General features: G+C 37.5%; 19 protein-coding genes and 1 tRNA gene. 18 read left to right on the forward strand and 2 right to left on the reverse strand.

Annotation, left to right across the window (positions count from 1 at the left end):
- Positions 1 to 249: 249 nt before the first annotated feature.
- The 6 genes from I215_RS10960 (at position 250) to I215_RS10985 (ending at position 12,208) form a co-directional block, all read left to right on the forward strand.
- Positions 250 to 3,198: a SusC/RagA family TonB-linked outer membrane protein gene (locus I215_RS10960; RefSeq protein ID WP_008992031.1), complete on the forward strand. Its 2,949-nt coding sequence runs from the start codon at positions 250 to 252 to the stop codon at positions 3,196 to 3,198.
- 23 nt (positions 3,199 to 3,221) lie between these two features.
- Positions 3,222 to 4,856, forward strand: coding sequence for a RagB/SusD family nutrient uptake outer membrane protein (locus tag I215_RS10965; protein WP_008992032.1), 1,635 nt, complete (start codon positions 3,222 to 3,224; stop codon positions 4,854 to 4,856).
- A 162-nt stretch (positions 4,857 to 5,018) separates the two neighbouring features.
- Entirely contained in the window at positions 5,019 to 7,304 is a 2,286-nt protein-coding gene (locus I215_RS10970; RefSeq protein ID WP_008992033.1) for a GH92 family glycosyl hydrolase, read from the forward strand.
- Positions 7,305 to 7,330: 26 nt separating this feature from the next.
- Positions 7,331 to 9,703 carry a GH92 family glycosyl hydrolase gene (locus tag I215_RS10975; protein ID WP_008992034.1) on the forward strand — a complete coding sequence of 791 codons (2,373 nt, stop codon included), beginning with the start codon at positions 7,331 to 7,333 and terminating at the stop codon, positions 9,701 to 9,703.
- A gap of 40 nt (positions 9,704 to 9,743) precedes the next feature.
- Positions 9,744 to 11,483, forward strand: a complete 1,740-nt coding sequence (locus I215_RS10980) for a GMC family oxidoreductase (protein WP_008992035.1) — start codon at positions 9,744 to 9,746, stop codon at positions 11,481 to 11,483.
- A gap of 11 nt (positions 11,484 to 11,494) precedes the next feature.
- Positions 11,495 to 12,208 (forward strand): gluconate 2-dehydrogenase subunit 3 family protein, encoded by a 714-nt coding sequence (locus I215_RS10985; protein ID WP_040460284.1) that lies wholly within the window; start codon positions 11,495 to 11,497, stop codon positions 12,206 to 12,208.
- A 102-nt stretch (positions 12,209 to 12,310) separates the two neighbouring features.
- Here the strand turns inward: I215_RS10985 and I215_RS10990 are convergent, their stop codons facing one another.
- Positions 12,311 to 12,769: a hypothetical protein gene (locus tag I215_RS10990; RefSeq protein ID WP_008992037.1), complete on the reverse strand. Its 459-nt coding sequence runs from the start codon at positions 12,767 to 12,769 to the stop codon at positions 12,311 to 12,313.
- A gap of 230 nt (positions 12,770 to 12,999) precedes the next feature.
- Between I215_RS10990 and I215_RS10995 the strand changes: the two genes are divergently transcribed.
- The 3 genes from I215_RS10995 (at position 13,000) to odhB (ending at position 18,450) form a co-directional block, all read left to right on the forward strand.
- Positions 13,000 to 14,178: an acyl-CoA dehydrogenase family protein gene (locus tag I215_RS10995; RefSeq protein WP_008992038.1), complete on the forward strand. Its 1,179-nt coding sequence runs from the start codon at positions 13,000 to 13,002 to the stop codon at positions 14,176 to 14,178.
- A gap of 168 nt (positions 14,179 to 14,346) precedes the next feature.
- Positions 14,347 to 17,160, forward strand: a complete 2,814-nt coding sequence (locus tag I215_RS11000) for a 2-oxoglutarate dehydrogenase E1 component (RefSeq protein WP_008992039.1) — start codon at positions 14,347 to 14,349, stop codon at positions 17,158 to 17,160.
- Positions 17,161 to 17,223: 63 nt separating this feature from the next.
- Complete coding sequence (odhB, locus tag I215_RS11005; RefSeq protein ID WP_008992040.1) at positions 17,224 to 18,450, forward strand: 2-oxoglutarate dehydrogenase complex dihydrolipoyllysine-residue succinyltransferase; 1,227 nt, start codon at positions 17,224 to 17,226, stop codon at positions 18,448 to 18,450.
- 414 nt (positions 18,451 to 18,864) lie between these two features.
- Here the strand turns inward: odhB and I215_RS11010 are convergent, their stop codons facing one another.
- On the reverse strand, positions 18,865 to 19,305 hold the full coding sequence (locus I215_RS11010) for a retropepsin-like aspartic protease (protein ID WP_008992041.1): 441 nt from the start codon (positions 19,303 to 19,305) through the stop codon (positions 18,865 to 18,867).
- Positions 19,306 to 19,356: 51 nt separating this feature from the next.
- Here I215_RS11010 and I215_RS11015 point away from each other — a divergent pair, with 51 nt between their 5' ends.
- The 9 genes from I215_RS11015 to I215_RS11055 all read left to right on the forward strand — a co-directional run bounded on the left by I215_RS11015 (position 19,357) and on the right by I215_RS11055 (position 25,820).
- Positions 19,357 to 20,124: a TatD family hydrolase gene (locus I215_RS11015; protein WP_008992042.1), complete on the forward strand. Its 768-nt coding sequence runs from the start codon at positions 19,357 to 19,359 to the stop codon at positions 20,122 to 20,124.
- Between the two features lie 59 nt (positions 20,125 to 20,183).
- Complete coding sequence (locus tag I215_RS11020; protein ID WP_008992043.1) at positions 20,184 to 21,314, forward strand: 1-acyl-sn-glycerol-3-phosphate acyltransferase; 1,131 nt, start codon at positions 20,184 to 20,186, stop codon at positions 21,312 to 21,314.
- Positions 21,311 to 22,330, forward strand: coding sequence for an asparaginase (locus tag I215_RS11025; protein ID WP_008992044.1), 1,020 nt, complete (start codon positions 21,311 to 21,313; stop codon positions 22,328 to 22,330). The genes I215_RS11020 and I215_RS11025 overlap by 4 nt, the downstream gene beginning before the upstream one ends.
- 70 nt (positions 22,331 to 22,400) lie before the next feature.
- Positions 22,401 to 22,488, forward strand: a tRNA-Ser gene (locus I215_RS11030).
- 75 nt (positions 22,489 to 22,563) lie between these two features.
- On the forward strand, positions 22,564 to 23,370 hold the full coding sequence (locus I215_RS11035) for a MotA/TolQ/ExbB proton channel family protein (RefSeq protein ID WP_008992045.1): 807 nt from the start codon (positions 22,564 to 22,566) through the stop codon (positions 23,368 to 23,370).
- 41 nt (positions 23,371 to 23,411) lie between these two features.
- Positions 23,412 to 23,855: a hypothetical protein gene (locus I215_RS11040; protein ID WP_008992046.1), complete on the forward strand. Its 444-nt coding sequence runs from the start codon at positions 23,412 to 23,414 to the stop codon at positions 23,853 to 23,855.
- A gap of 10 nt (positions 23,856 to 23,865) precedes the next feature.
- Entirely contained in the window at positions 23,866 to 24,489 is a 624-nt protein-coding gene (locus I215_RS11045; RefSeq protein ID WP_008992047.1) for an ExbD/TolR family protein, read from the forward strand.
- Between the two features lie 17 nt (positions 24,490 to 24,506).
- Complete coding sequence (locus I215_RS11050) at positions 24,507 to 24,989, forward strand: ExbD/TolR family protein (RefSeq protein ID WP_008992048.1); 483 nt, start codon at positions 24,507 to 24,509, stop codon at positions 24,987 to 24,989.
- 120 nt (positions 24,990 to 25,109) lie between these two features.
- Entirely contained in the window at positions 25,110 to 25,820 is a 711-nt protein-coding gene (locus tag I215_RS11055) for a porin family protein (RefSeq protein WP_008992049.1), read from the forward strand.
- Positions 25,821 to 25,824 lie beyond the last annotated feature (4 nt).

A 25,824-nucleotide genomic window follows, 5' to 3' on the forward strand; every position in this document is an offset into this window, starting at 1 on the left:
ACACGATTTTTTAAGATTTTCAGTATTGTCAAAAATTCAAAATATTCTATTTTATTTTGTGATAGTAATGTTTTTTTGTAATATCGTAGTGGATATATTAAAAGTTGTCATTAAATTTTGTGAGGTTGGTGAGATGCCAGCATTTTTTTTACTGAATAACTAAATCGATTTAGTTATTTTATCTTACTCGCTGATCTAATTTGATTAAAACGTTTTAGTAAAAGTTTAATTTAATTACTAGCTACACTTATGAAAACAAATCTATTACGGAGTATTGTGCTCCCCTTGGCACTTCTGTGTTTCGGGTTTGCGCAAGCACAATCAACGGTGTCAGGAGTTGTTTCTGACCAAAATGGTCCTTTACCAGGGGCCAATGTGGTAGTCAAGGGCACTACCAATGGAACTCAAACCGATTTTGACGGTAATTATGAATTAACCAATGTACCAGATGGTGCTACGCTGGTTTTTAGCTATGTTAGTTTTAAAACCAAGGAAGTCCCTCTAAATGGGCAAACAACCTTGAACATTACTTTAGAAGAGGATACGCAATCCTTAGAAGAAGTAGTTGTGGTTGGTTATGGTACTCAGAATAAGAAAGAAATCACTACTGCAGTTTCTTCAGTGAAAGCTGAAGACTTTATTCAGGGAGGCGCTCGCTCCCCTATGGACCTTATCCAAGGTAAGGTAGCTGGTTTAAACATTACCAAGACTCAAGGAAACAATCCTAACTCGGATTCATCAATTCAGCTTCGAGGAGTTTCTTCCTTATCTGGTGATATCGCACCACTAATTGTAATTGATGGTATTCCAGGTGGAGATCTGGACTTGTTGCAACAAGATGACATTGCTTCTATTGACGTACTTAAAGATGGGTCTGCTGCTGCAATCTATGGAACTCGTGGTAATGCGGGTGTGATCTTAATTACGACCAAAAAAGGTAGAACTGGAAAAACTGTCACAGAATACAACACTTACATTCAATCAGAGTTTGTGGATAAGAAACCAGATTACTTATCCGCTTCTGAATTTAGAGACCTAATTGATCAAGGGGTAATTTCTGCAGATCAAGACTTTGGACATTCAACCGACTTATATGATGAGTTGTTGAATAAATCTAATTTAAGCCAATATCACAACCTCTCTATGTCAGGAGGTAGTGAGTCTACAACTTTTAGAGCTTCTGTATTCTTTAATGATGCAAAGGGTTTACCAAAACAAAATTCACGTGAGCAATTTGGAGGACGTTTTAGTATTAATCACAAGGCATTGGATGATAAATTGACTATTCAATCCAATTTAGCTGCGAATTTTATAAACGCCAATTTACTTGGTGGAGGTACTGGAGACTTTGAGCAAGCTATTCAACGGAATCCTACTGCCCCTCTTTATAATGAAGACGGTACTTTTTATGAAACAGAGGCTTATAATAATTATAACCCTTTACATAGATTGGCAGATAGAATATATGAAAGACAAGAAGAAGTTTTCTCTGGAGATATTCGTTTGAGCTTAGAAGTTGCAAAGGGACTAAATGCTAGTGTTTTTGGATCATATGTCCGCACAAATTATAACGATAGGATTTTCCGTTCAAAAAATGACTGGGACCAAAGAGAGTCTACCGAATATCAAGGTACAGCTTATGCTAAAAAGTTCAACCACTTAGATTGGAGTAAAACTTTAGAAGCTACCTTGGACTATCAAACAACTATTGCAGAAGTACATGATATAGGTGCCATTATTGGGTATAGTTATCAATACAGTACAGCGGAGGAATTCAGCGCGGATAATTCAGGATTTACCACAGATGGATTCTTAGATTGGAATTTAGGAGCTGGTACTGGAATTACTGATACTAGTCTTCCAAGACCTGAATTGTATAGTTTTAAGGATGATAATACACTAGTAGGTTTCTTTGGTAGGGTTAATTATGGATTTGCCGATAAATATTTTGCGCAATTTGTACTACGTAGAGAAGGGTCTTCACGATTTGGTGACAACCACAAATGGGGTAACTTCCCTGCTGCCTCAGTTGGATGGGCAATAAGTGAGGAAAACTTCATGCAGGATATTCAGGCAATTAGTCTTTTAAAATTACGAGCTGGTTATGGTGTTACTGGTAATCAAGGGATTCCAAATTATCAGTCATTAACTACTCTAAGTGATGGTGGTGTATATCCACAAGGGGGTGTTTACTACCAAACCTATGGAGCTGCTAGGAATGCAAACCCTAATCTTAAATGGGAAGAAAAACATGAAATCAATTTAGGATTGGATTTTGGATTACTTCAAAATAGATTATCAGGTAGTATTGATGTGTACCAACGTAAAACCAAAGACTTATTATACAACTATTCTGCGCAGCAACCTGGATTTGTGCGAGGTTCAATCTTTACAAATGTTGGAGAGCTAGAAAATAAGGGAATTGAAGTTGTGTTATCAGCTATCCCTATTAGCTCTGAAAATTTCCAGTGGAATATTGACTTTACTGGAAGTTACCAAAGTAATGAACTTTCCAAGCTTTCGGATGAAAACTTCCAAGCAAACTGGTTAGAATTTGGAGGGCTACCTTCGCCAGGAAATTTAGGAAATGCCATCCGTTTAGAAGAAGGTGGTTCAGTTGGTAATTTTTACGGTAAACGATTTGCAGGATTTACAGATGAAGGTAAATGGTTATTCTATAAGGCAGACGGAAGTACTGCAAGTGCAAGTGAAATGAATGAAAATGACCTTAGTGTAATTGGTAATGGAGTGCCTAAATATAACGCATCCCTTGGAAACCGTTTTACTTATAAGAATTTTGACTTAACTATATTCTTTAGAGGAAAGTTTGCTTATGATATTTTGAATACGAAGGATTTGTATTTTGGAAATAAAAAATGGCTGCCTAACAATTTATTAAAAAGTGCAGTAACCAAACACAATCAATTAGATGATGATCCGCAATACTCTGATTACTATATAGAAAGTGGAGATTTTGTGAAATTGGATAATGTAACATTGGGATATAACGTGCCATTGGAATCAAGATATTTAGAAAGCATGCGTATCTATGTGACTGGGAAAAATTTAGCCACTTTCACAGGCTATAGTGGAATTGATCCAGAGCTTCAAGACACTGGATTTACCACTGGTATCGACGGTAGAGATTTTTACCCAAGAACTAAAACTTGGACCCTTGGTTTTAATTTTAGATTCTAAGCTAACAACAAAATTTTAAAACAATGAAAAAACATTTATATAGCATCCAAAGTTTCGTGATTGCTGGCTTACTTCTTTTTACAGGAGCCTGTACAGACTTGGATGAATCCGTATACAGCGACCTAAAGAAGGAAAATTTCTTCAATGACAAAACAGAGGTGCTGCAAGCTGCCTTAAGACCATTTACCCATATGCAGGCATGGCTTGCGCCAACTGGAGCAAATGGCTACTATTATCATAGTGCACTATCTGCTGATCAGGTTGCTTGGGCTCAAAAAGGAAAACATGGCTATGATGGAGGAGATCACTTTAGGCAACACTACCATACCTGGACCAGCAATGAAGGCCGGATGAGAGGCGCATGGGAATTAATGTGGACTGGTGTTGGTTATGTCAACGGAGCAATTGAAGACATTTCCGCCTTGGAGAACCCTCAGGATATTGGAATGAGTCAAGAAGAAATTAATTCTATTTTGGCTGAGTTATATGTACTTAGAGCATTTCATTATATGAAAATCATGGACCTATGGGGAAATGTGCCTATTGTAACTGAAAACGCACAAAGTACACCTATTAATCCTGAGACAAAACCTAGAGCCGAAGTCTTTGCTTTTATTCAATCAGAATTAGAGCAATACGTACCACAATTACCTAAATATTCAGAAGAGTTAATAGGGCGAACTACCCAAACTGCAGGTTATGCCATTCTTGCAGAACTTTATTTAAATGCTGAAGAATGGTCAGGAACCGCAATGTGGGATGAGTGTATAGCTGCCTGCGATATGATCATTGAAGGTCAAGCCGGCGGCCTAAACGGCGCGCCTCAATTAGCCGATGATTTGCTAGCGACTTTTTCCAATACCAATCAAACAGCATCGGAGAGTTTATATCAAATTGCTTATAGCCGTAAAGGTGGATTTACCTTTAACTGGGGTGGTTTTTATATGGGTTATGGTAATATGTCTAGAGCATTGGATGTTGGGTATTCTGGATGGAATGCTTTTTCTGTAATACCTTCTGCTTTTGATGCCTATGCTGAGAATGATCTTAGGAAGGAACAGTGGTTTTTATTCGGTCCTCAATACGAGTACGGAACTGAGATTCCTATTTTAGGAACCGAAGAATATAATGAAGAGCCGCTTATTTATGTCAATAGTATTCGTCGTGAGAGTGAAGGGGATCTTTCCTCTGATGGTAGTATGGCTGAAGGCGAAGAAAACAGTGGAGCACGATTTGATAAATATAAATCAGGTACGAGTGATGATGAGAATTACTGGGAGAACCATTATATAATCTACCGTCTAACTGAAATTTACTTTAACAAAGCTGAAGCCATTATGCGTAAAAACGGTGGTGTTGCAAATCAAGAAGCCGTAGATTTAATCAATGCGACTAAGGAGCGTGCTTTTGATGAGGCAGATTGGCCGAGTGTGATGTACACCACTGCAACATTGACCATGGATGAACTTTTGGCCGAGCGTGGTAGAGAATTTATTTTTGAAGGGAAACGCAGAACTGATTTGATACGTTTTGGCGAATTTACCACTGGATCATGGTGGGATAAGCAGCCCGATGGAGATCCTAATAAAAAACTATATCCGATTCCATCCAACCAAATAGCCAATAACCCGAATTTAAAACAAAATCCAGGATACTAGATTGTTCTTTTTTAGAAGTTAGTTTGATGATCCTCCCGCTTGTATAAAACCAAGTGGGAGAATCTTTTTAATTTAACTTCTTTTTGTAATGAATTCCTTATTTTTATCAACATGCTTATTTATCTAGATATAACTAAAACCTTTTAGCAAAATTTAATTTTCATGAAAACGATCACGTTTACATTTTTATTCTTGGCTTGCTGTACCTTGGGTGCACAACATAAAATCATTGAATCTATCGACAATCCAGTGGATTATGTTAATCCTTTGATAGGAACAGATTCCAAGCCGAGTTTATCCAATGGAAATGTCTATCCTGCCATAGCATTGCCATGGGGGATGAATTTTTGGACTCCCCAAACTGGAACTATGGGTCACGGATGGGCCTATGAGTACGATGCGGATAAATTAAGAGGGTTTAAACAAACCCATCAACCTTCTCCTTGGATGAACGATTACGGCCAATTTGCCATAATGCCAACAACAGGAAAACTGGTCTTTAACGAAGATGATAGAGCGAGTTGGTTTTCGCATAAATCTGAGGTTGTCAAGCCTTATTATTACAGTGTTTATCTGGCGGATCACAATGTGACTACAGAATTCACACCTACTGAAAGAGCAGCATTTTTTCGGTTTACTTTTCCAGAGTCTGATAGTGCTCATGTGGTTATTGATGCACTGGACAATGGATCCTATATTAAAATACTTCCTGAAGAGCGAAAAATTATAGGTTACACCACTAAAAATAGTGGAGGTGTTCCAGATAATTTTAAAAATTATTTTATCCTAATGTTCGATAAGGACTTTGAACAAATACACACCTTTAGTGGTGATCAATTGCAAGAAACCTTAGAAGCTGATGCAGATCATGTAGGTGCAGTGATTGGGTTTAAGACTCAGAAGGGTGAAATTGTTCAAGCTAGAGTAGCTTCATCTTTCATTAGTTTTGAGCAAGCCGAACTTAATCTTGAAGAAATAGGTACTAAGGATTTTGAGACTATTAAGTCAGAAGGACGCTCAATATGGAATAAAGAACTTAGTAGAATCATGGTCGGCGGAGGCACCATAGATCAGTTTAAGACTTTCTATTCTGCGTTGTATCGTAGTTTACTATTTCCTAGGAAATTTTATGAGTACGATCAAAATGGAGATGTGGTTCACTACAGTCCTTATAATGGTGAAGTGTTGCCTGGTTATATGTTTACAGATACGGGATTTTGGGATACCTTTAGATCACTGTTTCCTTTTTTAAATCTGATGTATCCCGAACTTAATGTTAAAATGCAGAAGGGATTAGTCAACGCCTATAAAGAAAGTGGATGGCTTCCGGAGTGGGCAAGTCCTGGTCTTAGAAATATTATGGTTGGTAATAATTCTGCATCTGTTGTAGCTGATGCTTATTTGAAGAATCCCGATGCCAAATATGATATTGAGACCCTTTACGAAGCTGTTATTAATGGTGCTAATAACGAAGGACCACTTACTGCTGTTGGTCGCGCAGGTGCTGAATACTATAAAGATTTGGGGTATGTTCCCTATGATGTTGGTATTAATGAAAATGCAGCTCGTACTTTGGAATATGCTTACGATGATTTTGCAATATATCAATTAGCAAAAGCACTTAATCGACCTAATAAAGAAATTGAACTCTATAAACAACGGAGTTTGAATTATAAAAAATTATTTGATCCTCAAACCAAGCTTATGCGTGGTAAAAATAAAAACGGAGAGTTTATGGCTCCCTTTAACCCGTTTAAATGGGGGGACGCTTTTACTGAAGGCAATAGCTGGCATTATACATGGTCGGTTTTCCATGATATAGCAGGTCTTATGGATCTTATGGGAGGTAGAGAAGATTTTGTGGCTCAATTGGATAAGGTATTTGAATTACCTCCAGTGTTTGATGATAGTTATTATGGTGGGGTTATTCATGAAATTCGTGAAATGCAAATTGCAAATATGGGTCAATATGCTCATGGGAATCAACCTATCCAACATATGATCTATCTCTATAATTACGCCTCTGAGCCATGGAAAGCACAGTATTGGGTACGAGAGACCATGGATCGTATGTATATGCCGACTCCGGATGGTTATTGTGGTGATGAGGATAATGGACAGACCTCTGCGTGGTATGTGTTTTCTGCCATGGGATTCTATCCTGTTTGTCCCGCTACTGATGAGTATGTTATAGGAACTCCTTTATTTCAGAAAATGACTTTAAGTCTTCAAAATGGTAAAAAAGTTACCATTGAGGCTCCAAAGAATAACTATGAAAATAGATATATTCAAAAGGCGTATTTGAATGGAAAACCTTATTCAAAAAACTATATAAGTCATAAAGAACTTTTAGATGGGGCTGAAATTATATTTGAAATGGGAAGTTCCCCAAATAAATCTAGGGGGATCAAAAAAGATGATGTACCTTATTCCCTATCAAGCAATTAGTGATAAACCAACTGTACTTTAAATTGATGGATCTACTATTATTAAGCAGTAAAAAGCGTTTTTTAACCATTGGAATTGTAGCGGCTTATGGCCTGTTTACTTCTTGTGAAACCCAAAACAAAGAAGCTGGAACTACGGAAGCCGCTCCTGTTATAGAGCAACGTGATTTGGTTCAATTTGTGGATCCTATGATTGGTACTGCCAAAATGGGTCATACATATCCAGGTGCTACGGCGCCATTTGGAAGTATTCAATTAAGTCCAGATACCGATACGATACCCTACGCAGTCCAAGGACAATATAATCCTGATGTCTATAAATATTGTGCAGGATATCAGTATGACGACACTACCATCGTAGGGTTTTCTCATACACACTTTAGTGGAACAGGTCACTCAGATTTGGGTGATTTTTTATTGATGCCCACCGTTGGAGAGTTGCAACTCAATCCAGGAACTGAGTCTGATCCAAGTAGCGGATATCGCTCGACTTTTTCACATGATAACGAAAATGCTGAAGCGGGGTATTACAGTGTTTTACTAGAGGATTATAATATTAAAGCCGAACTTACCGCAACCACAAGAGTGGGTATGCATCAATATACATTCCCTGAAAGTGACCAAGCCCACATTATATTGGATCTTACCTCTGGAATCTACAACTACGAAGGTAAAAATATTTGGACTTTTTTACGGGTTGAGAATGATACCTTAGTAACTGGTTATCGTCAGACTAATGGTTGGGCTAGAACACGAAAGGTTTATTTTGCAATGAGCTTTAGTAAGCCTATTGATAGTTACGGTAGGAACGAACTTCCATCACAAGTCTATAGAGGGTTTTGGCGAAAATTTGATCAAACTGAAAATTTCCCAGAACTCGCAGGTGAAGATCTAAAGGTGTATTTTAATTTTAAAACATCCGAGGATGAAAAGCTTAAAGTAAAATTTGCCATATCGCCCGTTTGCACCGAAGGTGCGATCAAAAACATGCAAGAAGAAGTTCCTCATTGGGATTTTGAAAAAGTGAAGTCACAGACGCAACAGCAATGGAATACTGAACTAAATAAGGTTCAAATTGAGCCGTTAAACCAAGATGAAATGATCAACTTTTATACAGCCATGTATCATGCATTTTTAGGTCCCACTGTCTATATGGATGTTGATGGAAAATACCGTGGTTTGGATATGAATATTTATCAAGCAGAGGATTTTGTAAATTATACTAGCTTTTCACTTTGGGATACTTATAGAGCTTTGCATCCATTGTTTAATATTCTCCAACCTAAGCGTAATGCTGATATGATTACCTCTATGCTGGAACATCAAAAGCAGAGTGTTCATGGGATGCTTCCTATCTGGTCCCATTATGCTAATGAAAATTGGTGTATGATAGGTTATCATAGTGTTTCTGTGATAGCCGATGCAATTGTTAAGGGAAACACAGGATTTGATGTAGACGCAGCACTTTTGGCAAGCGTTCAGACGGCGAAGGTTCCTTATTACGACGGATTGGAATATTATATGGCTTTGGGTTATGTGCCAGAGGACAAAAATGGAGCCTCCGTTTCAAAAACTTTAGAGTATGCCTATGATGACTGGGCGATTGCTCAGGCTGCTGATGCTCTTGAGAACGTTTCGGTTTATGATGAATTTATTCAGAGATCGGAAAATTATAAAAACGTATTTGATTCCAGCTCAGGGTTTATGAGGCCTAAACTTTCGGATGGCAGTTTTAAAAAAGAATTTGACCCAATGGATACCCATGGGCAAGGATTTATAGAAGGGAATTCATGGAATTATAGTCTGTACGTTCCGCATCAACCAGATACAATGATCGAAATGATGGGTGGTAAAGATGCGTTTGTGGATCGTTTAGATTCATTGTTTACCATGGAACTTCCAGATAAGTATTTTGCCAACACAGAGGATATATCAAGAGAAGGTATTATTGGAAATTATGTACATGGTAATGAACCTTCGCATCATGTGGTTTACCTGTATAATTGGACAGATGCTCCATGGAAATCTCAGGATAAAATCCGTATGATATTAAAGGCGATGTATAAACCTACCGAAGATGGGTTAGGTGGGAATGATGACTTTGGACAGATGAGTGCTTGGTATATTTTTAGCACCCTCGGTTTTTATCCTGTAGCACCAGGTTCACCGCAATATGCTTTGGGTAGCCCTGCGATGCGTAATGCCAAAATACAGCTTGAGAACGGAAAGATTTTTGAGGTTGTAGTAGAAAATCAATCTGAAGAGAATGTGTATGTAGATAAAGTAATCCTTAATGGTGAGCCATTACGTACCCCATTTATAAATCACAGCGATATTATGCAAGGTGGCCGCTTGGAATTTTTTATGTCAGGTAAGCCAAGTAAACAATGTTATAAATAACATTGAATAAAATGTAATTATTAATTAAACTCAAGATTAAATGTCTTTTCAAATTAAAGAAGCAGCCAAAGTGTACGATGTTCTCATAGTGGGTTCTGGTGCAGGAGGCGGGATGGCTACTAAGGTGTTATCCGAGGCGGGTTTTAAAATTGCCCTATTAGAAGCTGGACCTAATTTTGATCCAGCTAATTCTGAACAACAGACTCAATTTAAATGGTCTTATGAATCTCCACGTCGAGGGGCAGGTACCACGCGGCCATTTGGTGATTTTGATATGGCTTATGGAGGTTGGGAGATCGATGGTGAGCCTTATACACATAAGAATGGTACAAAGTTCGATTGGTTTCGTTCTAGAATGTTAGGAGGGAGAACAAATCACTGGGGTAGAATTTCTTTGAGATTTGGTCCACTTGATTATAAACGTAAAGATTTTGATGGAAAAGGAGATAACTGGCCAATTGGTTATAATGATGTAAAGCCTTATTACGATAAGGTAGATAAATTGGTGGGTGTATTTGGAACTAAGGAGAATATTCCAAATGAACCAGATGGATATTTCCTTCCACCACCGAAACCACGATTACATGAATTGTATTTGCAGAAAGCTGGAAAACAAATGGGACTGCCAGTGATTCCTTCGCGACTTTCTATTTTGACAAAAAGAGTTGACAATCGACGAGGGGCTTGTTTTTATTGTAGTCAATGTTCACGATCCTGTAGTATCTATGCTGATTTTTCATCCTCTTCCGTGCTAGTGAAACCAGCATTGGAGTACGATAACGTGGATTTATACGTCAACGCCATGGTACGGGAGGTGCTAACAGATGATTCAGGAAAAGCCACTGGAGTATCTTATATCAATAAGGTAGATATGCAGGAATACACGGTGAAAGCAAAAGTGGTTATACTTGCTGCTAGTGCCTGCGGTTCTGCTAGAATTTTATTAAACTCTAAATCGGATCGCTTTCCAAATGGATTAGCGAATTCAAGTGGGGTGGTCGGACGTTATCTTCACGATTCTACGGGAGCGTCTCGTTCGGCTATCATTCCTGAACTAATGGACCGTAAACGTTATAACGAAGATGGAGTCGGAGGAATGCATATGTATGTGCCATGGTGGCTTAATGATAAAAAGAATCTTGGCTTTACTAGAGGGTACCATATTGAGTTTTGGGGAGGTATGGGCATGCCTTCCTATGGAGCCGGAATGGGGATACAACATCTCAATGGTCGTTTCCAACGAAAAGGAGAAAATAAAAAAGCTGGAGGATACGGTGTTGGCCTTAAAGAAGATGTCTATAAATATTATGGTGCGATGGTTGGAATGGCTGGACGTGGTGAGAGTATTCCACAGTATGATAATTATTGTGAAATTGATACAGATGTGGTTGATAAATACGGTATCCCCGTACTGCGTTTTAATTATAACTGGACTGATGAGGAGCGTAAGCAGGCAAAGCATATGCAGGATACTTTCGAAGAATTATTCCATAATATGGGTGCTACAGCTCTCGGGGATAAGCCAGATGCTGAGAGCGACTATGGTTTAGAAGCTCCTGGAAGAATTATACATGAAGTTGGGACCACTCGAATGGGGAATGATCCTAAAACTTCTGTGCTCAATCAGTATAACCAAGCACATGATGTACCTAACTTATTTGTAGTAGATGGAGGTGCTTTTGTATCTCAAGCTGATAAAAACCCAACTTGGACTATCTTAGCCCTTGCATGGAGAGCATCAGATTATTTGACTCAAGAAATGAAAAAAATGAATATTTAAAACTAAAAGTCATGGATAGAAGAAAAAGTTTAAAAGCCATGGTGGCAGGAACTGTTACTTCAGGTTTTATGTTCACTGCTTGTCTTACCGATACCGAAGAGAAAGCTCCACAGAGTGTCCCAGATGCGCCAAAACCAGATGACAATTACGACACCACAAGGACTGTTGGAGAGTTAAAAAGAGAAGAAGCACTCAGGGGAAAAGAATACTTTACTCAGCACGAATTGGATACCTTGGCAGTTCTTGCTGATATCATTATTCCTGCAGAGGGTGAATATCATTCAGCTAGTGAAGTAGGAGTAATTGACTTTATTGCTTATATAGTTTTGGATATGCCACATCATCAACTTCCACTTCGTGGTGGTATTATGTGGATCGATAATCAAAGTAATAAACGTTTCAACAAAATATTCAAGGATGCTACCAAGGAGCAACAAATTCAGATTGTAGACGATATTGCCTACCCTGAAGAAGTGAAACCAGAACATATTCAAGGTGAGCGATTCTTTTCACGACTTCGTGATTTAGTTGCCACAGGATATTTTACTTCTAAGGAAGGAATTGCTTATTTGGGATATGTCGGAAATCAACCCAATGTTTGGGATGGTGTTCCTGAGGAGGTGTTAGCACAATATAACATGAAGTATGATCAGCGGACCTTAGAGGTTAGTATTAAGCCTGAGGAACGTAACCAAATTGCAAATTGGGAAAATTATAAGGTATAGATAAGTTGGTTTTTATTGATTATTTATCTGGCTGCCTCCTTTTTTTATTAAATGGGGGCAGTTTTTTTGATTACCATTTCTAAGTAGATAAAGTGTGGAAATTTAGATTTTCAAAAACACTCGTTTACTTACATGTCGATAGACATCATCTAAATCACTTTGCTGATAATCATTAATAGTAATTAGCTCGTTATTAGAAATGTCAAAATCAAGAGTAACGGTATTACTTCCCTCTGAAATTGATCCATAAACTAGGATTATTTGACCACCTTTTATGCTGTAGGTTCCAGTTCTAGAAGATTTTTCGACCATATCTTGGCCAATGTTTTTAAATTTCTCAACCTGAATAAACCGATTATTCTTCTTGAATACCATTTCAAAATAGGAGTCATTGCTATACATTAAAATGTCTTCATTACTCAGTTTCCCATTCTCATATAACTTCTCCTCATACGAGATAGCTTCCCACCTACCTATGATTTGACCAACATCGTCATAGTGACCTATCTCGATATTTAATGAGGATGCAATCTTGGATAATAGGGTGGTAAATTTGTTCATTACTTTAATATGTACGCGGGATAAGTACAATCTTACTAAAAAAAAATAGACTAAAAAATTAAAATTTAATTCAATTTAAAATTTAATACTTATTTTAGGTAGTAGTACAATATTTTTAATGTTTTTGAAAATCCTCTAAAACACGCAAACATATAAAATATAACATTTTGGTTTCAAAAAGTTATATTTTTATATTTACACTCAGTAATAAGCAAATCAAATTTATCGCCATGAAACCAGACCTTTTTCAAGCACCCGATTATTATAATATGGATGATCTTTTGTCAGAAGAACATAAATTAATACGTCAAGCAACACGAGATTGGGTAAAAAAGGAGGTCTCACCAATTATTGAACAGTATGCTCAAAATGCGGAATTTCCAAAACATTTACTTCAAGGATTAGCTGAGTTAGGGGCTTTTGGGCCTTATATTCCACAGGAGTACGGCGGGGCTGGACTGGATCAAATTAGCTATGGTTTAATTATGCAGGAAATTGAACGAGGGGATAGCGGTATCAGATCTACAGCTTCCGTTCAATCTTCTCTTGTCATGTATCCTATTTGGAAATATGGAAGTGAACAGCAACGAAAAAAATTCCTACCCAAACTCTCTAGTGGTGAACTCATTGGATGTTTCGGTCTGACTGAACCTAACCACGGTTCGAATCCTGGTGGAATGGAAACTAAATTTACTGATGCTGGTGATCATTACCTTTTAAACGGCGCCAAATTATGGATTTCTAATGCACCATTTGCAGATTTGGCAGTGGTATGGGCTAAGGATGAAAATGGTAGAATACATGGATTACTGGTAGAGCGTTATATGGAGGGATTTTCCACTCCTGAAACGCATAATAAATGGTCGTTAAGAGCCTCGGCAACTGGGGAGTTGATCTTTGATAATGTAAAAGTACCTAAGGAGAATTTATTACCCGGAAAGAATGGTTTGGGAGCTCCCTTGGGGTGTTTGGATTCCGCACGTTATGGAATCGCTTGGGGAGCAATCGGAGCTGCAATGGATTGTTATGATACTGCTCTGAGATATGCTAAGGAGCGAATTCAATTTGGCAAACCTATCGCTGCCACTCAGCTGCAACAAAAGAAACTAGCCGAGATGATAACCGAAATAACCAAAGCGCAACTACTAACCCTTCGATTAGGGCAATTAAAAAATGAGGATCGAGCAAGTTCTTCACAGATATCTATGGCTAAACGTAATAATGTACAAATGGCATCAGATATAGCCAGAGAAGCACGACAAATTCTTGGAGCTATGGGGATTACAGGTGACTTTAGTATTATGAGACATATGATGAATTTAGAAAGTGTAATCACTTATGAGGGCACCCACGATATTCATTTGCTTATAACTGGTGCAGACATAACAGGTGAGCAGGCTTTTAAGTAGAAGAAACCTTAAAGACTTTAACGATTGAGAGCGTATACTACACTGAGTTGTTAAATAAATTAACCCTTTCCAAATTTAACGTATAATTCTATCGATTCCGTTCATCTAGTTTTGTAATTATTGTACTTTTGTATAAATATTGTCTAAAAAAGACATTGAACAAATATCATGGATAAGTATTCCTTTTTAAATGCGGCAAATACCGCTTTTTTTGCGGATTTGTATGATCAATATTTAATCAATCCAGACAGTGTAGAGCCCAGTTGGAGGGCTTTTTTTCAAGGGTTTGATTTTGGAATGGAAAGTGTAGATTCAGAAGACTTTGAATCCATAAATGGAAGTGAGCTTATCACTGTTGGTATCCCCGGCTCTGATAGGAAAATTGAAGTTCCTCAAGATGTGTATAAGGAATTTCAAGTTGTTAGGCTCATCGACGGTTACAGAAGCAGAGGCCATTTGTTTACAAAAACTAACCCTGTAAGAGATCGTCGAAAATACTTCCCATCTTTAGCCCTAGAGACTTTTGGATTGGATAAATCAGACCTCGATGTGGTCTTTAATGCTGGCGAGATTCTCGGAATAGGCCCCTCGAGCCTTAAAAAAATTATAGAACATTTAGAAGCCATATATTGTGATGCCATCGGTATTGAGTATATGTATATTCGTAACCCTGAAAGAGTACAGTGGATTCAAGAGTGGCTAAATGTTAATGATAATCACCCCACATACGACACGGATGAAAAGAAGAATATTCTTAGAAAGCTAAACGAAGCGGTTTCTTTTGAGGCTTTTCTTCACACCAAATACGTCGGTCAGAAGCGATTCTCCTTAGAAGGAAATGAATCTCTTATACCAGCCTTAGATAAATTGATGGAAAAAGCGTCCGATATGGGTGTTGAGCAATTTGTAATGGGTATGGCGCACCGTGGAAGGTTAAACGTGTTGACCAATATCTTCGGAAAGGCAGCAAAGGATATCTTTAGTGAATTCGAAGGAAAAGATTACGAACAACAGGTTTTTGACGGAGACGTAAAATATCACTTGGGTTGGACTAGTGATAGAAAAACGGATAACGGCAAAAAAATAAATATGAACATTGCACCCAATCCATCACATCTTGAAACGGTAGGTGCAGTAGTTGAAGGTATCACAAGAGCTAAACAAGACAGACACTTTAGAGATGATTATTCTAAGGTGCTTCCCATTGTTGTTCACGGGGATGCCGCCATTGCTGGTCAAGGTATTGCTTATGAAGTGGTACAAATGGCTCAGCTCGATGGCTATAAAACTGGCGGTACTATTCATATAGTAGTAAACAACCAAATTGGTTTTACAACCAATTATTTGGATGGACGTTCTTCAACTTATTGTACCGATGTTGGAAAAGTAACGCTTTCTCCAGTACTTCATGTCAATGCAGATGATGCCGAAGCGGTGGTCCATGCTGCTACTTTTGCCTTGGATTATCGCATGCGATTCCAAAGGGATGTCTTTATAGATTTATTGGGATATAGAAAGTACGGTCACAACGAAGGTGATGAACCTAGATTTACGCAACCCAAATTGTATAAGGCTATTGCTAAGCATAAAAATCCTAGAGAGATCTATGCGAAAAAGTTGATCGATCAAGGAGTAATCGATGCCCAGTACGTTAAGAAATTGGAGACGGATTATAAAGCGATTTTAGAGGAAGAACTTGAGGATTCTAGAAAAGAGCAAAATACTGTAATCACTCCTTTTATGCAGGACGAATGGAAAGGATTCGTGCCAGCTCAGGAGGATCAGATGTTGGCTACAATAGACACTTCATATTCAAGAGAAAAACTAGAACAATTAGCTACGAAGATCACCACCTTACCTGAGGATAAAAAATTCTTGCGTAAAATTGAAAGGTTGGTAGGGGAGCGAAACAAAATGTTTTTCGAGACCGATAAGTTGGACTGGGCAATGGGAGAGTTATTGGCCTACGCTTCGTTGCTTGAAGAAGGCTTTGCTGTTCGATTCTCGGGACAAGATGTTGAAAGAGGAACGTTTTCTCACCGTCATGCCGTTATTAAGGTGGAGGACTCGGAAGAAGAAATTGTATTATTAAATAAATTAGATGAGCATCAGAATGCACATTTTGATGTGTATAATTCTTTATTATCAGAATATGGAGTTGTAGGCTTTGATTATGGTTATGCAATGGCATCTCCTAATACACTTACAATTTGGGAAGCTCAATTTGGTGACTTTAGTAATGGAGCACAAATAATGATCGACCAGTATATTTCATCAGCTGAGGATAAATGGAAATTACAAAATGGATTAGTGATGCTTCTACCTCATGGCTATGAAGGACAAGGGGCAGAACACTCATCGGCACGTATGGAAAGATATCTGCAGTTATGTGCTAAGGATAATATGTTCGTAGCGGATTGTACTACCCCTGCCAACTTATTTCATTTACTTAGAAGACAAATGAAGGTTAATTTTAGAAAACCTTTAATTGTATTTACTCCTAAGAGTTTATTGAGGCATCCAAAGGCTGTTTCTACAGTAGATGAATTTGTAAATGGTGGTTTCCAAACTGTAATTGACGATGCTGAAGCGGATGTAAAGAAAATTAAATCCGTAGTGCTTTGTACTGGAAAATTCTATTACGATCTTTTAGATGCTAAAATTGAGCGTAAACGTTCAGATGTCGCTTTGGTGAGATTAGAACAATTGTTCCCTCTACCTGTTGAGAAAATCAAGGAGGTATTGGCAAAATACACCAATGCTAAGGAAGTAGTTTGGGCTCAAGAAGAACCTAGAAATATGGGAGCTTGGAGTCACTTGCTATTGCATTTTGAAGAGGCGAGAAATTTCAGAGTTGCCTCTAGAAGATTCTACGCCGCCCCAGCTGCTGGAAGCACCACAAGGAGTAAACGTAGACATGCACAAGTGATTGATTATGTCTTTGATAAAACCAAAGACAATATGGTTCGCAAACCAAAATAAGATTATATTTACATAGTAAAACTGGTATAAAAGACTAAAAAAATAAAACTAAATTAAGGAACAATGGTTTTAGAAATGAAAGTGCCCTCACCAGGGGAATCCATTACAGAAGTAGAGATTGCAGAATGGTTAGTTCAGGACGGGGATTATGTTGAAAAAGATCAAGCTATCGCTGAGGTTGACTCAGATAAAGCAACTCTAGAATTACCTGCCGAAGCAAGTGGTGTTATTACATTAAAAGCTGAAGAAGGCGACGCAGTAGCTGTTGGAGAAGTAGTTTGTTTAATCGACACTTCGGCTGCCAAACCAGAGGGTGATGCACCTAAAAAAGAAAATAAGGAAGAATCAAAACCTGAGCTTCCAAAAGAAGAGAAAAAAGAAGTAGAAAAACCAGCTGCTAAACCAGAGACTTATGCAAGCGGAACTGCTAGTCCTGCTGCTAAAAAAGTTCTTAGTGAAAAAGGAATCGATCCAAAGGATGTTAAAGGTACTGGTAAAGACGGAAGGATCACCAAGGAAGATGCCGTAAATGCAGTGCCTTCTATGGGTACTCCTGGTTCGGCAAGTCGTACTTCCTCTCGCACGAAACTTTCCATGTTACGTAGAAAGGTAGCAGAGCGTCTAGTTTCGGTAAAAAATGAGACTGCGATGTTGACTACTTTTAATGAAGTGGACATGAGTCCTATATTCCAATTGAGAGATCAGTATAAGGAGGAATTTAAATCTAAGCATAATGTTGGTCTAGGCTTTATGAGTTTTTTCACCAAAGCTGTGGTGAGAGCCTTAGAGCAATTCCCAGCGGTCAACTCCATGATTGACGGAAAAGAAATGGTAAGCTATGACTTCAGTGATATTAGCATCGCCGTATCTGGTCCTAAAGGGCTTATGGTTCCAGTGGTACGAAATGCTGAGAATTTGAGTTTCAGAGGAATTGAAGCGGAAATTAAAAGATTGGCATTACGCGTAAGAGATGGTGAGATTACTGTAGACGAAATGACTGGAGGAACCTTTACCATTACAAACGGCGGAGTGTTTGGTTCTATGCTTTCAACACCAATTATCAATCCACCTCAAAGCGCGATTCTTGGAATGCATAATATAGTTGAGCGTCCGATTGTAAGAGATGGTGCTATTGCTATTGCTCCTATTATGTATGTAGCCTTATCTTATGATCACAGAATTATTGATGGGAAAGAATCGGTAGGATTTTTAGTAGCTGTTAAAGAAGCTTTAGAAAATCCAGAAGAACTTCTTATGGATAACAATGTTAAAAAAGCATTGGAGTTATAAGGACTTAAATTAATAATTAATCTATAAACGGTTAATACAATATAAAAACGCCCAGTGCTACTTGTAAATTGCAGTCTGGGCGTTTTAACTTTAGTAGGCCAGTGAATTGATTAGTTGTTAAGTTTCACAGTATAAAAAGTAGTAGAATATTGATTAGTAATGTTATAATAATCAAACATACTATACTGCTAGTGAGAATCCGTTCTTGTTGTCGGTTAATGAGGAGGTGGTGTTGATCGGCTGTTGTCTTCATCATTTGTTTTTTAATTTGCTGGTGTAAAATTGCAACAAATCTAATAGAGAGTCAACAGGGAAAATCACCCTATTTTAAAGGGGTGTTTGCTAAAGTTTAAGAAAATTTACGACCCTACCCCTTGTTTTAGAAATAAAATCTTGAAAAAAGCAATTGTGTTTTTATGGTTTTAAAAAAACTGCTTTTTTGTGATAATCGATCACGGCTTTGGATTTTTTTAAAATATCCGCCCCTATAATTCCATGAACAGGGAGCGCATCATGTCTGGTAAGCGCATCGTTGACATGGGAAAGATCGAAAAGTACAATTTTGATTTTTTTATGGAACCATTCGGATATTTCAATGCTATTTTTCTTAGAAATTTGAGTGAGCATATTTGAAGCGCCAGCTCCCGAAGCTTTTATCTCAGATTCTTGGGTTCTAAGTTTAAAATGCTCAATACTATCCAAACCGATACAAGTGCTCGATGCTCCAGTATCGAGAATAAATCTACCTTCTATGCCGTTTATTTTTGCTTCAATTTCCAAATGATTTGTTTTGGTGACAGATAGGGGGACTCTTATATATCCTTTGTCCTTTAGGAATTTTTTCAAACTCTGCATTGAAATCTAATTTTATACAAATATAGCCGTTTAAACTATTACTTTTGCAGCATGATTTTAACAGATACGCATACCCATTTATATAGTGAAGCCTTTAATGAGGATAGAGATGAAATGATCCAACGTGCTTTAGACCTTGGTATTAAACGCTTTTTTATCCCCGCGATTGACTCTAACTATAATCAGGCTATGTTTGATTTAAAAAAGCGCTATCCAGAGAATGTTCACTTAATGTCAGGACTTCATCCTACCCATGTCAAGGAAAATTATCAGCAGGAACTCGACATTGTAAAGCAACTATTGACCAAACATTCTTTTGTAGCTATTGGGGAAATTGGAATCGATCTATATTGGGATAAAACATTTTTAAAACAACAGCAATTCGCCTTTAGAGAACAAATAAAATTAGCCAAACTCTATCAACTGCCAATAGTAATCCATTGCAGAGATGCATTTGATGAGGTTTTTGAAGTTTTGGAAATGGAAAAAGGGGAGGATTTATTTGGGATCTTTCACTGTTTTACAGGAACACTCGAGCAGGCTAAACAGGCCCTTTCATTTCAAATGAAGTTAGGGATTGGTGGGGTGGCTACCTTTAAAAATGGTAAAATTGATCAATTTTTGGATCAAATAGATATTTCAAATATTGTTTTAGAAACAGACGCTCCTTATTTAGCACCAGCTCCATATAGAGGAAAACGCAACGAGAGTGCCTATTTAATGGAGGTGGCAGCGAAGTTAGCTACCATTTATCAAATACCCATTGAGCAGGTTGCTGAGATAACTACCCAGAACTCCAAACAAGTTTTTGGAGTTTAATGTTTGTTTGAAAGTTTAATGGACTAAATTTTGTTCCTTTGTCAAAAAGTTAAGCAGAAGTGATTACTATTGATGATATTCGGCCTTATTTAGATGCCGAGGTAAATGCCGCACTTGAAAAAGGGTTGAGTCATCCTATGATTCAGACCTTATTACAATTTACATTCCCAGATAAGTCTTGGGATGAAATTGCTGTATTAGTGCGCTCCTGTAACTCTATACAAGACTTCCAATCTAAAGTTATATATTCTAGTGTACGAACTGTTATTGAAAAAAGTTCTGAAGGCTTTACAACCTCAGGCTTCGATAAATTAGATCCGAATCAGACGTATCTGTATATAAGTAACCACCGTGATATTATACTTGATACCTCCCTGCTGAATGTTGCTCTATTAGAGCACCAGAAAATTATGACTGCATCCGCTATTGGTAATAATCTGGTTAAGAAACCATTTCTACTAGAGCTAGCAAAGTTAAATCGGAGTTTTCTTATCATGAGAGATCTTCCTCCTAGAGAAATGCTAAAGGCCTCCAAAATGGTTTCTCAGTATATTGGAGATCTTTTGCATAAACAAAACAGGTCTGTGTGGATTGCACAAAGAGAAGGCCGTACCAAAGATGGCAATGACCTTACTCAACAAGGTGTTCTTAAAATGATTGCATTAGCACATAATGGTCAATCAGTAATGGAATATTTTAAAAGCTTAAAGATCGTTCCCGTTTCGATATCTTATGAGTTTGATCCTACTGATGTGTTGAAGATTCCTGAATTGATGGCCAAACATCACGATATAGAATATGTAAAGTCCAATAATGAAGATTTCAACAGTATTTTAAAAGGGGTTACAGGACAAAAAAAGAGAATTCATATAGCGGCTGGTTCTGTAATGGAAACTGAACTAGATGCTATTGGTCAAAGTGGAGAGACCTTAAATAGGCAATATCAGTTGTTGGCAGAGCGAATCGATCAACAAATTCATAAAAATTACCACCTATGGCCATCCAATTTCATTGCCTATGATATGTTGCATAAGGTCGAGACCTTTAAAGAACGTTATAGTAAAAAGGAAATGCGCCAATTCCAAAGAAGAATCCATAGGCGCGTGGAGGAAAATAATGAAATAGCTCTACATAATTTTTTACTTATGTATGCTAATCCAGTAGTGAATCAATTAAAGGTGAAATCATGAATCCTAAAATTCTGTTGATATATACGGGAGGAACCATTGGTATGGTGAAGGACTTTGAGACAGGGGAACTTCGCGCTTTTGATTTTGACCAATTATTAAGTAGAATTCCTGAGCTTACCCAATTGGATTGTGAGATTCATAGCATGTCCTTTGAGTCACCCATTGATTCATCGGATATGAATCCAGATTGCTGGGTGAAAATAGCAGAGACAATAGAAGGAAATTACGATCAGTTTGATGGGTTTGTGGTGTTGCATGGCAGTGATACGATGAGTTATTCTTCTTCTGCATTAAGTTTTATGTTAGAGAATTTATCGAAGCCTGTGATTTTTACCGGCTCACAACTCCCTATTGGAGATTTGCGAACTGATGCAAAGGAGAATCTAATTACCTCTATTCAAATTGCCTCTTTACAGAACAAGGGGGAAGCTGTCATAAAAGAGGTTTGCTTATATTTTGAATACAAGTTATATCGAGCTAATCGTACCACAAAAATTAACGCAGAACATTTTCAGGCGTTTACCTCATTGAATTATCCCACCCTTGTTGAGAGTGGGGTACATTTAAAAGTTCATAAGGAGTATTTGTTTAAACCAAAGAAAAAGCAATTAAAAGTTCATAAAAATTTGGATCCTAATATTGCATTAATAAAATTATTTCCTGGAATAACCGAAAATACTCTTAATTGTGTTTTGACCAATCCAAAAGTTAAAGCAATAATATTGGAGACTTATGGAGCTGGCAATGCTCCAACCGCAAAATGGTTTGAAAAAGCACTGAAAAATGCAGTAGAATCGGGGAAAATAATTGTAAATGTTACACAATGTTCTGGTGGGAGTGTCATAATGGGACGTTATCAGACGAGTTCTCACCTTAAAAAAATGGGAATTATAAGCGGAAAAGACATTACAACCGAGGCTGCACTTACTAAGCTCATGTTTTTATTGGGTACTAATATTGAGTCTAAAGTGTTCAAAACCATCTATGAAGCTTCATTAAGAGGAGAAATGAGTTAAAATTAACTACATATATTTTAAGAACTAAAAAAAAATTCGTTATTTGGCGCCCTAAAGCTATTGAATTCACAGAGAGGTGGCCGAGTGGTCGAAGGCGCACGCCTGGAAAGTGTGTATACGTCACAAGCGTATCGAGGGTTCGAATCCCTTCCTCTCTGCTGTAGTTTTAATGTTTAATAACATTTTTTTTTTATATTTAACCCTATTAACGAACAAATTTAAGTTTAGAAGAAATGAAAAAACTATTCTCTATTCTGGCAATCGCTGGATTATTGGCTTTTAATGCAACGACAGCCAACGCTAAGGAGTTAACTCCTGTAAGTCCTGAACAAATTTCAGAAATTGTTGCTATCGATGACGCTGCAACAGCATTCGTTCAAGATGATGCTGCTGCAACAGAAGAATCTGCTCCTGGTTTCCACCAAGTCCTGAAAGATAAATTTATTGAAGGTGGTGCAGGCTTTATGGGTATTGTACTATTGTGTTTGATACTTGGTTTGGCTGTAGCTATCGAAAGAATTATTTTCTTGAACATGGCCTCTACAAATACTAAGAAATTAGCTCAACAAGTAGAAGATGCGCTTGCATCTGGAGGTGTTGAAGCAGCTAAAGAGGTTTGTAGAAACACAAGAGGTCCAATTGCATCTATCTACTATCAAGGATTAGATCGTATGGATGAAGGTGTTGAAGCAGCTGAAAAAGCAGTTGTTGCATATGGTGGAGTTCAAATGGGCCAATTGGAGAAAAACGTTTCCTGGTTGACATTATTTATCGCAACCGCGCCGATGCTTGGTTTCATGGGTACTGTAATTGGTATGATCATGGCATTTGAGAAAATTAGTGCAGCTGGTGGTCTTGATGCATCTTTGATCGCAGGTGATATTCAGGTGGCGTTATTGACAACAGTATTTGGTCTTATCGTGGCTATTATTCTACAAGTGTTCTATAACTATATTATTGCTAAAATCGACAGCATTATAAATAGTATGGAAGATGCTTCTATCACATTGATTGATTTGTTGGTAGATCACAAAAAATAAGAATATATCACTGATTTAGAGATCAATTAAAATAAAAAATTATGTATAAAATAGCTAAAATTGTAGCAATTATACTTGGAGTGATCGGCTTGGTCCTTTGGGTGATAATTGCTAGAGCTGATAGCGATGTAGTAGCACAAACTGGAAGTAGTTCAAACAATGTAGTTGGGATGATGATAAGTTTGGGTTATTGGGCTACCATTATTGTTGCCATTGTTACATTGTTATTTTCTTTGGCAGGAATTGCGTCGGAACCTCAAAAGCTTAAAAAAGCATTAATTTCGGTTGGTGTTTTCGCAGCAGTTGTTTTAGTGAGCTACTTAATTGGAACTTCTGAAGGTTTTGATTTCGACAAAATGGCAGATAAAGGTATCGCTGTTACAGCTTCAACCGTTAAATGGGTAGATGCTGGATTATGGTCATTCTATATACTAGCCTTCATGGCGGTAGTGGCCATGATAGTAGGAGGCTTTAAAAAACAATAAATAGGTAATTATGGGAAGAAATAGAAGTGGAGCACCAGTGGTGAATGCGGGTTCTATGGCTGATATTGCATTCTTGCTTTTAATCTTTTTCTTGGTAACGACTACCATAGAAACAGATTCAGGGTTAGATCGTAAACTACCGCCTATTGAACCGCCAGAAAATCCGCCAATCATTAGGCAGAAGAATATCTTTACCGTAGTTGTGAATAAAAATAATCAATTATTGGTTGAGGAAGAATTAATGGAATTAAAGGATTTGAGAGCTGCGGCTGTTGAGTTTTTAGATAACGGTGCAGGCGTAGGACAAGACGGTCAGCCTTGTGATTACTGTCAAGGACCTAGGGATCCGGAATCTTCTGATCATCCATCAAAAGCGATTATTTCTTTGCAAAATGACCGGTTGACAGAATACGGAACCTATATTGCCGTACAGAACGAATTAGTTGGGGCTTATAACCAGTTAAGAAATCGTGAAGCTGAACGTTTGTTTGGAAGCAGCTTTACTGATATGAATGCGCTTTATTTAGATCCTAAGACTCCTGATGATGTTAAGGATGACTTGAAACCTAAATTGGAGAGAATCCAAGATATGTTTCCTCAGAAATTATCTGAAGCAGAACCAAAGACTTATTAATATTAGTATAATCTATTATGGCAAAGTTCACAAAGAAAAAACAAGGAGACTTACCTGAAGTATCAACGGCATCACTACCGGATATCGTTTTCATGTTGCTGTTTTTCTTCATGACAGTTACTACAATGAAGGATAGCGAATTGATGATCAAAAATGAATTGCCTTTTGCCGATCAGGTTCAAACGCTTGACAAAAAGGATAGGGTCATTTACATATATGCAGGACAACCAAGTTCACGTTACCAAGATAAATTTGGTACTTTACCAAAAATTCAACTTAACGATAAGTTCGCCAATGTTGATGAGGTGGCTAACTATGTTCTTGCAGAAAGAGCATCAAAGCGAGAGGAGTTACAAAACGTGCTTACAACAGCTTTGAAAGTGGATTACGAGACCAATATGGGGCTTGTGTCTGATATAAAACAAGAGTTAAGAAAAGTCAATGCACTTAAAATTAACTATACAACTAGAAGTGGTAGTGCTTTTGAGAATGTAAATTAAGTATATCTATTTCATATAAACTTATGTTTAAAAAACGCTTCTGATTTCAGAAGCGTTTTTTATTACCTTTACCTCACTGTTAATTAAATTTTAATCTTTACTTGAAATCGTAAATGATATATGATTTTAAAAACTATAAAGTGTATATTTTTTATTTGGTGTTGTCTGGTTAGCTCTTTTGTTTGGGGACAGCAAGACACCATCGTGGTTGTAGAACCCGACGGCAAGTACTTTGAAGATCAATTTTACTTTGGTGTGAACTACAATGTATTAGTAGGTGCTCCTGATGGAATTGGTCAAAGTAGTTTTTCTTCTGGTATTATGGGAGGGTTTATCAAAGATTTTCCAATTAATAAGAGAAGAAATATTGGATTCGGCTTAGGGGTTGGTTTATCAATCAATACGATCTATAGCGATCTTATGGCTACCAAAAATGCGAATGGTACCATTAGTTATCAAGAGGTTCCAGATGACGTTGATTATAACCGTAATAAGCTTTCTATGCATTTTGTTGAGTTTCCCTTGGAATTACGGTGGAGATCTTCACGAGCAGAGGATTATCGGTTCTGGAGAATCTATTCTGGTGTTCGACTACAATATCTTTTCAGTGGTCGATCAAAGTTCGTTACTGATACTCAAAGAGTGAGTTTTTCAAATAGTGATATTCGTGATTTTCAATATGGGATATACCTTAGTTTTGGATATAATACTTGGAATTTTTATGCCCAATACAACATCTCTAATATTTTTGAAGACGACCGTTATTTAATGTCTGGTGAACCTTTGGAAGTTAACATTATTAAGGCTGGATTGATATTCTACATCTTTTAGCAAA

Source organism: Galbibacter marinus, from assembly GCF_000300875.1.
In the GTDB taxonomy this organism is placed as follows: domain Bacteria; phylum Bacteroidota; class Bacteroidia; order Flavobacteriales; family Flavobacteriaceae; genus Galbibacter; species Galbibacter marinus.